Genomic DNA, 13,722 nt, shown 5'->3' with positions numbered 1-13,722 from the left:
TTTTGAGGGCTTATAGTGCGGGCAGGTCATCGCCCACGGTACGACTGCGCTCAATCCCGAGCATATCCAACAAATTATCCGCCGCGCCGGCGTAGCGAACGGCGGCGTCCCACCCATCATAGCGGGCAGTAATTGACGCGCTGTCTGCCTGAAACACATCCTGTTCAACGCTCAGAAGATCGTTCAGGCTACGCTTGCTGAGACGATATTCATCACGATAAACGCGACGTGCCAGTTCAGCGCTGACCGACTGCGCCTCGCCCGCCTGTTGGCGCGTCTGCGCACCGGTCAGGTCAGCCCAGGCGGTGGCGGCACGCTGGTTGATATCCAGCTTGCTGGCTTCAACCTGCGCCTGAGCGCTCGCCCGATCGCCCTGTGCTGCATCTACGCGGGCGCTGACCGCGCCGCCCTGATAGATTGGCGCATCAACCACCAACTGCACCTGGTCATCCCAATAGTTGCTTTGATCGTTTTCGTAACGAGTACGCCCCGCTTGTACCGAGATCGTCGGCCAGTGCTGCGCCTGCGCCTGGCGAATACGCTGCTCCGCCGCCAGCTGTTTGGACTGCGCGCTGCGCACGGCGTTATTGCGCTCATAAGGCAGCGCATTTACGGAGATTTTCTGCTTCATGAGATCTTCTGGCAGATCGGGAAGTGAATTTGACATGACCCCGGTGAGCACGCTAAGCGCCGCCTGCGCGGTATGCATTTGTGCTTCATACTGCGCCTGCGTCGCGTTCATTCCGGCAATCCGCGACTGCGCTTGCAGCACGTCGGACTGTGAACTTAATCCCGCCTGAGCACGCAGTTTGGCCATCTCTTCAATGTTGTTAAGCGATTGAATGTTGTCGCGCGCCACCTGCGCCAGCGCCTGGTAACGTTTTACCTGGAGATAGGTCTGCAACGTTTGCGTCGCAACGTCATTGAGCGTGCTGTAAAGGTCAAAACGCCACGCATCGGAGAGGTTATTTTGCTCATCGATACTGCCGCCCGTTTTGCCAAAATCGTACAGCAGCTGTTTTAGCAACACACCGCCAGAACCATTGTTATTCAACGACCCGGCGGAGTCGGTACGGTGCGATCGCCCCATATTGCCCTGCAGGGAAACTTGCGGGAACCAGGCGCTTTTCGCTTCATCAAGATTGGCTTTCCCCACGCGAATTTGCGCCGCGGCCTGGGCGATTTTCGGGTTGCGGGCAAAAGCACGGAGGATCGCTTCCTTAATGGTGAGCTGTGCCTGAAGTTGTTCACTCGGCGCGGACTGCCAGCGATACTGCGCGTCCCCACCGGGTGCCGCCAACAGACTCGCAACGGGCACAGCTAATAACAACAGACATACGGCGTTTTTCATTTGTCCACCTTAGGATTGCCCGTGGTGATATTGTCAGTCGGTAATTAGCCTCGTCCCTGAGGCGCGTTCTGTTAAACCATGTTGACGTGCAAACCATGCTGGATAAGCACATCGCTGAGCGTATTGGTCTGCGAACTGTTGTGGTAAATATCGAACTGGACGCCGTCCACTTCACGTTGGCCGGTAACGGCCCAGGTATCATTTGCTCCCTGCTTGAGGTTGACCTGGTCGCCGTCACTGCCTTTGATCAACAGATCGTCCGCCGGTTTATCGGTGATCGTCAGCGCTTCGTTAACGTCCAACGTCACGCTGTTATTCCCCGCCCTACCGAGATCGATAACTTCAATGTTGTGCACTTTCCCTGCAAGCTCGATCAGGTTCAGCACCATGTTCGAACCGTCGAGCACCAGCGTATCGGTACCTGCCCCACCATCAATTTCGGTAAACCCGAGCGTCGACAAGTGGATTGTGTCGTTACCCGTACCGCCATGTACGCTATCGCTGCTCAAGGTCGTACCGTCGGCCAGCGAGATCGTGAGCCCGCCAATGGTGTAAGCCGCCTCCGACGTCGTCGTGCTTTCGGTGGTTGTACCGTCAGTGGTTGTGGTCGTGTGCGTCGTCGTGGACGAGCTGTCCGTTGATTGCGTACTGGTATTATCCTCCGCACTGGCCGTCATCAGGGAGAAGGTGGTCGCCTCTGCCGCCAGCGTCGTGGTGCCCGCTGGCGGCGTTGTGGTGGCATTCCCGCCCCCTAAACCAATGTTGAGATACCCAACGTTGCCCGCCACATCCGCGGCATAGAGGTTGATGATGGTGCTCAACGACAGGATTTTTGCCAAATCCAGCCCGACGTCGAGCTGTGCCGACCATTTACCGTCAGAACCGACAACGGCCGTGGAGGTCGCCAGGTTCACCAGGTTAAGATGAACAATTGAGCCCTGGTCAAGGTTCGTTGAGGTCCCGCTGATGGTCAGTTTGACCGATGACACCAGCCCTAGCACTACGTTCAGCAACAGGCCAACCAGGTTAGTTAACGGCGTCATGCTCAGCGTCGGCTGGGTAAATTTCACCTGCACATCGGTCGAGGTTGACGTGGTATTTCCCACCCGGTCGGTAACCGAAATCCCGACGGTAGTTGAACCATTCGCCAGCCCTTGCAGCAAGCTCTTGTTCACCGTCGCCGTCCAGTTACCGCTGGAATCCACCACCGCATTGAGCTGCGTCCCGCCGAGCGTCACCACGACCGTGGAACCGCTCACTACGCCGCCAATCTTGCCGCCGATCACCTGTCCACTTGCTGCTTCGCTGATATTGAGGTAACCATCGTTACCGAACAGCGAGGTCAGCGAAATCGTTGGCAGATTGTGGGTGATGACGTCAACGGCGCTGGCAATGGTTGCCACCTTACCGGCGGCGTTGGTCAGCGCAACGCTGACGGATTGAGAGCCGTCGGCCAACGCGCTGAGATCCGCTTTTGGTATCGAGACGAGCCAGCTACCGTCGGCAGCAATCGTCGTGAGGTAATTTTTCCCCCCCAGCGAGACCGTCAGCGTCGTGCCCACCGCATTCTGGCTGGTACCCGAAATGGTCTGCGCAACGCTCACATCAGCCAGACTCAGCGCACTGTCGCCAAACAGCGAAGAAATGGACACCGTCGGCGTTGCCTGAATCGACACGCTGGCATTTTGCGAGGCCGTCGCTACGTTACCTGCAACATCCGTTGCTTTAACCGTCACTGCCAGGCTGTTGGTTCCGTCCGGCAAACTCTGGAGCGACACTGATGGCACGGCAATTTGCCACACACCGTTCGCACCGACCGTGGTATTGAAGGTGAGTGCCCCCACCGTCACCACGATTTGCGTGCCGACCGCCAGATGCGTGCTGGTCCCGGAAAGGATTGGATTGGTCAGGAGATCGACCAGGTCAAGAATACCGTTGCCAAACAGCGTATTCAGCCCAACTGTCGGCACCCCTTGTACGATGGCGTTAATCAATTGGCTACTGGAGACCGTATTCCCCACCGCATCCACGACCGACGCGCTGACGTTCATCGCGCCATCGGCAATAGACGACAGTACGCCCGCAGGCAAGGCCAGCGACCAGGTGCCGTTGGTGATGTTAGCCAGATAGCTTGTGCCCCCAACCGTCACCGTGACCTGACCGGAGGTCAGCCCGGTCACCGTCCCGGAGATGGTCTGCGCCGCCACGGCTTCGGCATGGTTCAGATAGCCGTCGTTGCCGAACAGGGAGGTGATCGCCACCGTTGGCAGGTTTTTCAAGCCCACCGTAATCGCCGCACCGGCGGTGGTTGAGACGTTGCCGTCCGGGGTGGTGATTTTCACCGACGGCGTAAAGGTGCCATCGGCCAGACTTGCCAGATCGGTCGGCGTTAAACCGATGGTGAAGCTGCCCGACGCCGTCACCACGCCATTAAACACTTTCGTGCCAATGGTGACCTGCACGGTGGACCCCAGCGGGGCGTTCAAAACCGTACCGGTGATGGTTTGGTTAATCAGCGAGTCAGCGACGCTAAGCAGCCCGTCGCCAAACGCCACGACGCTGTTCAAGACCGGGGCTATCAGATCGACTTTAATCGTGCCGGTCTGGCTCGCCGGGTTGCCGTACTGGTCAGTGGCGGTAATCGTCACCGTCTGATTACCGCTGCCCAGCCCTTGCAGCACTGATTTCACCGCATCCGGCAGATTCACCGACCAGTGCCCGGTATTATCCACGTTGGTGGTGAAGGCCGTGGTATTGCCTATCTGGATGGTTAACGTGCGCCCAGCCAGATTGGTCGCCGTACCGCTTAACAGCGCGCCAGCCAGTTCAGGAATACTCAGCACGCCGTCGCCAAACAGCGCATCCAGCGAAATCATCGGCAGATTGTGGCTGACCACCGTAAAGCTGGCGTTGGTATTGATGACGTTGCCGTATTTATCGGTAACCGCGACGCCTATCGATGCCGCGCCGTCCGGCAAGCTACTCAATAGCGCAGACGGAAGGTTCGCCGTCCAGTTCCCCAGCGCATCAACGGTGGCCGTAATAGCCTGCCCGCCGAAATTGATAACCACTTTAGTTACATTCGTGACGTTACTGACGGTACCCGAAATTACCTGGTTAGCCGTACTTTCCGCGAGGTTCAGGAAGTTATCGCCCGCCACCAGCACATTGCTAATCACCGGCAGATTGGTTAATGCCAGGCCGAAATCGACCGTTTTATAGGTCGTGTTGCCGTTGGCATCCACCACATCGACACGCAGTTGCAGCGTATTGGTCACCAGTCCCAGCCAAATCGACGGCGGCAACGAGAAGGAGTACGACCCATCTGCGGCGACAGCGATGTTGTTGAGCGTGAAGTTGGCCCCGGCAATCGTCAGCGACACTTTCGCGCCTTGGTAATTACCGTTGATATGCCCGGTGAGCGTCTGCGTGACCAGCGACTCCGCAACGTTCAAAATGCCGTCGTTAAAGACCTGGTCGACAACCACGCCCAGCCCGGCATTCAGCGCCACATTCAGCGACACATTGTTGGTGGAAACGTTACCCGCGGCATCTTTTGAGGTGATACTGACCACCTGTGCGCCATCCGTCAGCGAAGACAGATTGAGCTGCGGGAAGGTGTAGCTCCAGTTACCCTGCGCATCGACGGTCCCGCTCCATGTCAATGGCCCCAGCGTAATGGTAACCGCATTTCCCGGTTCGCCCTTACCTTGCACCACGATCCCGGTCGCCATGTTGACCGTACTCAGTACCGCCGGGATCCCCGCCGCATCAACTGTCAACAACGGCGCGACGCTATCAACCGTGAAGGTCTGCGACGCATTCGTCTGGTTGCCCGCAGGATCACGGATGGTGGCTGTGATGGTGTAACTGCTGTTCGCCAGCGCCGCCATATCGGCTTGAGGAACGTCTACCGACCAAACGCCTGCCGCAACCAGCGCGGTGTACGTTTTGCCGTTCAGGGTAATCGTCACCAGGCTGCCGTTAGCATCTGACGTTCCGCTAATGGCCTGAGCGACACCTTTCTCCGCGGCATTCACCAGGTTATCCACCGCAAACGCGCCGACGGTTAAGGTTGGTGCCACGGTATCAATCACTACCGTTTGCGACGCGGGAATTGCCGCCTGGGCGTTACTTTGTACCGTAAAGGTATACGTCCCATCCGGAAGAGAAGCGCGAGGAATGTCAAAGTACCAGCTACCATCGGCTGCCACCAACTCCGTCCCCACTGGCGTCACACCGTTGAGGATAGTGACCGTGGTACCGGCCAGATTGAAGGCATGACCGGAAAGATGCAGGTTGCCATTGGTAAACTCACCGGCATTAACGTAGTTATCTCCCGCCACCAAATCCATATTGACGGAATAAGATAGCGGCGTCAGGTTAACGGTCAGTACTCCGCCATTCCCCACTATGCCGCCAACGTTTCCTGCTTTATCAATCCCTTCAACGGTAATTATCCCCGTTTGCAGCGTAGCCATTTGTGCTGGCGTCAACAGCAGTGACCAGCTACCATCCGCCTGCACCGTGGTGGTGAAGACGCTGCCACCGGTAAAGGTGACACGTATCGTGTCGCCGGTTTGCAGATTGGTGGATGTCCCGGTAATTGACTGGTTGGTTTGGCTTTCCGCGTAGGTGAGCAGGTTGTCGCCAGCAAACAATGTGCCAATGGTTACCGTCGGGATATCCAGCAGCAGGGTCACCGTCGAGGTTGCCGTATTGACGTTATGCGCGCCATCCTCTACTGACACGATAATGCTCTGCGCGCCTCTCGCCGTCACGGTCCCCCAGGCGGTGGCGTCCATCGTCAGGCTCCACTGCGTACCGTTGACCGTCGCATCGAAGGTTTTTCCGCCAATGGTGACTTTCACCAACGTCCCGTTCGGGTAAGACGTTGAGAACGTGCCGCTCAGCGTTGTTCCCGTCAGCACCTCCGCCGCACTAACGTAACCATCGCCAAAGATAGGCGAGGTGATCGTCACCGCAGGTGGTGTCAACGCAACCTGGTAATTGGTGGTGCTGGTGCTGCTGTTACCGTACTGATCCTGGGCGTAGATCGTGATTTGATGCTGGCCCGCCGTCAGCGACTGCAATGAACCTGCCGGTAAGCTCACCGACCAGTTGCCTGACGGATCCACATTGGCGGTATAGGTAATGCCATTCACATCTATTTTTACCGTGACATACTGATTCGCCCCGGTCACACCGGTCGCCCCGATAAGCGTCACCGCGCCCGCAGCTTCCGTGATGTTGAGAATGCCATCGCCGAACGGGTTGATGACCGTTGGCGCAGGCAGGCTGGTGTGTACCGTGACGTTTGGCGTATCACCCGGAACGGTGCTTGCGCTGTTACCCGCACGATCGGTAACCGTCACGCTAAATCCGAGGGACGCATTATTGGTCAGTGCAGACAGATCCAACTGCGGCACGGTCACCACCCAGTCACCGTTATCATCCACCGTACCGATATAGGTTTTGGTGCCCAGAACCACGGATACCGTTTGTCCTGCGCCCTTGACGCCCGTGTTCCCTGTAATTGATTGGTCGGTCAGGATCTCGCTGGCGCTGATGGCAAAATCACCAAACGGTATGGCGTAGTTTGCCTTCGGCAACGCATGGGTAATCACGTCGAAACTGCCCTGCCCGCTGGACTGGTTGCCGGCGATATCGGTCACTATGATGCTAACCGGCAAGGTCCCATCCGGTAGCGCCTGCAACGTTCCCGTATCCAGAAGCAGCGACCAGCTACCGTCGGCATTCACCGTTGCGGCGACCTGCGTACCATTGTTGATGCTGACCATCACACTTTTGACAAGCGAAGCCGACAGCCCGATTTGCCCGGTAATTGTCTGACCTAACGCGACTCCCGCTTCGGCGGCGTTGAGAATACCGTCGGTAAACGGCTTCGTCAGATCGGGTTGCGGTAATGGATCGGTGCGGACATTAATGGAGGTATCGGCGGAGACGGCGGTATTACCCGCGCGGTCAGTCACGGACACCTTCACAACATGCGTACCATCAACAATCGAGTTCAACTGCTGAGGAGTGAGTGTAACCGTCCAGTTGCCGTTAACATCAACGGACCCGGTGTACTCCTGTAAACCATCAAGGATAATTTTGACCGTTTGCCCAGGCCCAGCCTGCCCCGTTGAGCCCGTCAGCTGTACGCCCGCGTTGGCCTCTGCCTGGCTAAGAATATTGTCATCACCAAACAACGGGCCTATCAACGCCGCGGTTGGGCGCTGCAACACCACATCCAGATTACCGTTCACCGTCGCCGGGTTACCCCAGGCATCTTGTCCCGTCACGGTCACGGTGAACTGCCCGCTGGTGGTCAGTAAACCAGCACCAACCGCTACCGACCAGGTGCTGCCGGAGACCGTTCCGGTGAAAAGCTGGCCATTAATATTGACAACCACGGTTGAGCCGTCTGCCAGACCGCTGGCTGTGCCCGTCAACGTTGCGCCGTTCGCCGCTTCATTAATGCTGACAATGTTATCGCCAAACATGGTGTTCAATGTGAGGCTCGGCCCACCGGTGGTTTTCACGTTGATGCCCACCGTCTGCGAACTGCTGTTCCCCTGTGCATCGGTACTGCTGAACGTCAACTGTGAAGAACCTTGCGGCAGTGATTTGAGGTCCGTTGTCGAGATCGACATCGACCAGTTTCCATTCTGATCAACCACCGCCGAGAGCACTTTATTATTGATGGACAGCGTGACCGTCTCACCTGCAGTACCGGTTCCGTTGACGATTTGATCGACGGCCGCCTCTGCAATACTGACTCGCGAATCGCTGAGGAACGAGTTGGCGAGATCGACCACCAGCGTTGGCGCGCTGGTATCCACCGCGACGTTGTGGGTGGCGGAGGCCGGGTTTTGCGCGGCATCGGTCGCCGAGGCGGAAATGACGTAAGGGGCGTTTGTCGGCGTGTCGGCAAGCGCCTGCACATCCGCGCGCGGTACGGTAACGTTCCAGCTACCGTTACTCCCCACGCTGCCAGTATAGATATTACCGTTGAACAACACGGTGATAACCGTACCGGACGCCAGATGCGTCGACGAGCCGGAGATCGTCAGCGGCGCGTTATGTTCAAGGGCGTTAATCACATCATCCTGCGCCACCGTGCCAATAGTGATCGTCGGCTGTGACGCCGGCTGGGCGACAAACGTCACGTTGTGATTCACCGATGCCGTGTTACCCGAAATGTCCGTCACGGTAGCGGTAACCACTCGCGCGCCGTCCGGCACGTTTGCCAGGTCAAGCGCGGGTACGCTGACCGACCACGTTCCATCGGCGAGCACCGTCCCGGAATAGGTTTTGCCGTTCAACGTCACGGTGACCGATTGCCCCGCTTCCACCCGCACCGTGGTGCCGGAGATAATCAGTGGATTACCGGCTTCGCTGGCATTAACAAAATCATCGCCAGAGACTTTGCCAATTTGCACCTGCGGTGCATTCGCGGCAGATGCATCAAGGGTAAAGCTGGAGGTTACCGTATTGCTGTTACCGGCATAATCCGTAATCGTCACTTTCACCGTGACCGGGCCATCCGGCACGCCGGATAACGCCCCTGCCGGTAAGGCGATGCTCCAGGTGTTATCAGACTGCAGAATCGCGTCGTAGTGTTGCCCATTGACCAGCACGCTAATGGTCTGGGGATGCGCCGGATCGTAGACGCCCGTACCGGTAATGTTGACGGTGCCTGCCGCCTCAATGCTGTTGACAATGTTGTCGTTGGTAACCGTATTAATCCCTAAGATCGGCGCGGTCGTGTCCACAACAACAGGCGTGGTGGTGGTATTCTGGTTTCCAGCCGCATCCGTCACCGTAACGGTCACGGTATGTCCGCCCTGGCCTAGCGCGCCAAGCTGCGCAGGAGTTAACGGCAGCGTCCAGTTACCGCTGGCATCCACCGTCGCCGTCAGCAATGAACCGTTATCCAGTCTGACGGTCACCGTTTGCCCCGTGCCCAGTACACCGGTGCTGCCGCTAAGGTTACCGCCCGCCGCCGCTTCTGCGGCATTCACCACGCCATCGCCAAACGGCGCGTTAATGGTAGGCTGCGGTAAGTTATGGGTAATGATGGTGAACTGGTGTTCGCCGGAAACGGCTTTACCGTCGATATCCACCGCAGAAACCGTCACCGTCGCCGTGCCGTCGGCAATTGCGCCCGCGGCAGACATCGGTACCGTCAATTGCCAGAATCCGCTAGCGTTAACCGTGGTGGTGTATTGCACGCCGTTGAGCGTGATGGTGACGGTACCACCGTCAGGAATGCGCGCCGACGTCCCGTTGATGGTCAAACCATCGGCAATATCAACAGCGCTGATTTTGTCATCAGACTCGATGGGGTTAATCGCAATAGCGCTGGCCGTGGTATCGACATTAAAGGCGTTGGAGACCGTCTGGGAAGCGTTACCTGCCGAGTCCGTCACGGTGACAGAAACCAGGTAGGTACCGTTCGTCAGGCCGCTGACCACGCTCGGCGAGACAGGAATTGTCCAGCTGCCGTCCGCGCTCACCACTCCAGTCAACGTTGTCCCATTAAGATTAATCACCACCGTCGCGCCCGGTTCAGCGGGTACCGTTTTGCCGCTCAGGCTAAAACCTGTGTTCAGTTCAGCGATATCAAGCGTATTGTCACTGGTGACCGGGTTCATCACCACGTTCGGCGCGACGGTATCAACGCTGACGCTACGCACTACTGAGGTGGTATTACCGGCATTATCGGTTGCCGTCACCGTATAGGAATTGATCCCCTGCGACAGCCCTCCCAGTGCGCCGTTGCCCAGGCCAATACTCCAGCTTCCGTTGGTCACCGTGGCGGTGTAGTTGTTCCCGTTAATGGTCACTACCACCGACGCGGTGTCCGTTGAGGTTGTACCGCTAAGCGTTACCCCATTTGTCACGTTGTCATTATTCAATACGTCGTTGCCGTTGAGCGGTGTGATCGACAGCGTTGGCGCCGTTTTATCGACGGTAAAGTTAACATCCGTATTTGAGGTATTGCCCGCGACATCCGTCACTTTGACATTAACGGTGCCAGGGCCGTTAGGCAGGCTCTCCATCGCCCCCTGTGGCAACGTAACAGACCAAGTGCCATCGCTGTTCACAACGCCGATATACTGCTGGCCGTTAAGCGTGGCGACCACGGTTTGCCCCGCCCCCGTCACCCCCGATGTACCGGTCAGGGTCTGGTTCTGGCCTGATTCCACAATGTTTACGATGCCATCAACAAACGGCGTATTGACGGAGACCACCACCGGCGTGTGAATCGCCGAGATAAAGTTGTGGCTATCAATCACCGTACCATTGGCCGTCACGACCGTTGCCTGAAGGGTATGCACGCCGTCGGTCAACGCGTTGAGTGCGGTGGCATTGATAAAGGTTTGCCACGAACCATCGGCCTGGATAGCCGCTACATAGCTTGCGCCGTTGAGTAAAATGTTGACGATTGTGCCTGCGGGTAACCCGGCGCTATTCCCGTGGACAGTTAACCCGGCAAGCGCTTCATCGGCATTCAGGTAATCATCATTGGAGATGATACTGATCGCCACCGCATCGGTTTTGGTATCAACATCAAAGCTCGATGTGATGGTTTTGGTCTGGCCGTAAGCATCAGTGATACTGACCGTCAGGTTTTGCGTGCCGTCGCTGAGTTTTTGCAGCGCCGCCGCAGGCAGCGTGATCTGCCAGTTACCGAGTGCATCCGTTACCCCCTGGAAGGTCGCACTTCCCAGCGTTAACGTGACTATACTGCCCGCTTCGGCATTGGAGGTGCCATGCAGAATCTGGTCGACTTTCACTTCCGCCGCGTCCAGCGTGTTGCCATCCGTTAATGCCTGCACCCCGAGTTGCAACGGGGTGGTTTTCACGGAGATGGATTGCGACACAGTCGTGGTGTTTCCGGCCGCATCGGTAAGCGTCACCGTCAGCGGATAACTCCCGGTTTGCAACTGGCCGAGATCCACACTCGGCAGAGACAGGTTCCAGTTACCATCATTACCCACCACGGCGTAATAGGTTTTCCCGTTCAGGATCACCGTCACCACCTGCCCTTGCTCACCCACACCGCTAATACCACTCAATGTTTGGTTATGCGTCAGCTCAGCGGCATTAAGTTTACCGTCGGTGGTCAGCGGTAAAACGGTCAAAGGTGGAGAAATCGTGTCGACGATAGCGGTTTGCGTCGCTGGCATTGAGTTGCCCGCCGCATCGCTGGCATTCACCGTCACGGTCAGCAGGCCATCCGGGAGTTTCTGCAAATCGACGGCTGGGATAGTGACGCTCCAGGTGCCGTCACCATCAACCGTGGCGGTATAGGTTTTGCCGCCTAACTGTACTGTCACCTTTTGCCCCGAGCCGGTGACGCCGGTGTTACCGCTGATGACCTGATTGACCTTTTGTTCACTCGCGTTCAGATAGCCATCGTTAAACAGCGGGTCAATCACCAGTTCTGGCACCGTGTGGATCTGCACATTTAACGTATGCTGATCCTGCGCCGTCTGGGTATTCAGGCTTGCCGTCGCGGTGATAACATTTGGCCCGTCTTTCATCGCCAGCAGATCGCTCGACGGGATCGACACGCTCCAGTTCCCGGAGGCATCAATCGTCGACACAGTATAAGATTTGCCATTCACCGTCACGGTAACCGCGACGCCCGCAGCAAATCCCGTTACGACGCCTCGCACAACCAGCGGCTGCTCGGCCTCATGAGCATTGAGGTAGTCGTCGGTTGACACAATGGCAATGGCGATAGCAGGCTGCGTGGTATCGACATCGATAGGAACGGTCTTAATGGCGGAATTGCCGCTGCCATCGTTAACGGTCACCGTCAGCGCATTGTTCCCCTGCGATAACGCACCCAGGTCCCCGGCAGGAATGATCGTTTTCCACGAGCCATCCCCCAGCACTTCCGCATAGTAAGTTTTACCGCCAAGCGTGATGGTCACCACCTGTCCGGCCGGGATATTCGAGGTATGCCCACTGAGCGTTTGGTTGACCAACACCTCTGCGCTATTGACGATATTATCACCAGCAAACGGGTCGACAGAAATATCGGGGGCCGAGAAATTGGTCGTAATCGTCTGGGATTCAACGGTTTTGTTACCCGCGGTATCCGTCGCGGTATAGGTAATGGTATAAGACTGACCATCCCCCAACAGCGCCATATCCGCCTGCGGGATCAGCAACTGCCAGTTACCATTCGCATCAGCTTGGGTGGTGTAGGTTTTGCCATTGAGCGTAACAACGATCGTCGAGCCTGGCTCCAGATCGCTTACCGTACCGCGAACGATTTTATCCGCACTATGCTGCGCTTGATCCACCACGCCGCCGGGAGTGAACGGCGTCAGGGTCAGATCGGGAGGTGTGGTATCAATAAGTATCGAGACATCTTTACTCACCGTGACGCCCGTTTTCGTCGTCAGGGTCACTTTAACGACATACGAACCATCCGCGATGGACTGTAGCAGCGTCGGCGGTATTGAGGCGCTCCAGCTACCGTCTTTATTTACCGTCGTGCTCCAGCTCTGGCCGTTCAGGCTGACGGTTAACGTGCTGCCGGCAAATTGCGACTGCGTATTGCCGCTAACAATCTGCGCAATAGCACTCTCTGCCTGGTTGATAATGTTATCGGTGGCGATAGGAGACACGGTGATAGTTGGTGTCGTGACCGGAGGTTTTGTTGGCGTGTCGCCGTCGCTGTGATGATTACCGCCTCCACCACCAGACGCAGCCGCAATACCAACAATGCCGCCAACGGCAGCCAGTCCGCCTAACACGGCCAGCGCCGAAATTCCCCCAGCCCCAATCAGCGTGCCCAGCGCAACATCGCTAAAGACCGGCACAATAGCCTCAGCCGCCATCGGCGCGGCTTCGACCGCAGGGAAGACGGCATGATGAGTGCCAAGGGCATCTTCAAAGATGAGTTCGCTGTGTAAACCTTCAGCATCAAGCTTAAAGAAGTTCTGGTAACGAACCGTTGTCCCATCTTTCATATGGACAATCAGATCGTTTCCTTGGCGCTCGTATCCGCTCACCACATCCGGTGATGCATTCACCCGAACAACGCTGGTTTCGGTAAGATCCACAACCCGGTCACCATTTTTTGCATATTCCATGACGACATCGCCGGTTTTTCGATTTAATACATCAACTGCACCTGGAAGACTATTTTGCGGGGCCATATTGTCACCTCGAAAAAGCATTATCCGATCTCAGCGTCAGAAATTATGATGCACGCGACCTGACGCACAGTATTAAACTTGCGAAATCAACATTTCATGCTAGATGAACACACCGAATACCAAGGGGCTGTTTTTAAACGGAAAATTCATTATTTTCATCGACATCAATGTTTTCACAAT

The 13,722-nt window shown here is 56.9% G+C and carries 2 protein-coding genes; both read right to left on the bottom strand.

Annotated features, from left to right (window positions below; translation table 11 throughout):
• Positions 1–10 precede the first annotated feature (10 nt).
• Positions 11–1,351: a TolC family outer membrane protein gene (locus MY052_RS05890; RefSeq protein WP_248538360.1), complete on the bottom strand. Its 1,341-nt coding sequence runs from the start codon at positions 1,349–1,351 to the stop codon at positions 11–13.
• Positions 1,352–1,422: 71 nt separating this feature from the next.
• Complete coding sequence (locus MY052_RS05885; RefSeq protein WP_248538359.1) at positions 1,423–13,476, bottom strand: Ig-like domain-containing protein; 12,054 nt, start codon at positions 13,474–13,476, stop codon at positions 1,423–1,425.
• Positions 13,477–13,722 lie beyond the last annotated feature (246 nt).

It is taken from the genome of Kluyvera ascorbata, assembly GCF_023195735.1.
GTDB classification, from domain to species: domain Bacteria; phylum Pseudomonadota; class Gammaproteobacteria; order Enterobacterales; family Enterobacteriaceae; genus Kluyvera; species Kluyvera ascorbata.
This window is presented reverse-complemented; position numbering and strand designations above follow the sequence as displayed.

Coding starts and splice junctions, on each gene's coding strand:
- MY052_RS05885 (WP_248538359.1), bottom strand. CDS start 13,476: ATGGAATATGCAAAAAATGGTGACCGGGTTGTGGATCTTACCGAAACC.
- MY052_RS05890 (WP_248538360.1), bottom strand. CDS start 1,351: ATGAAAAACGCCGTATGTCTGTTGTTATTAGCTGTGCCCGTTGCGAGT.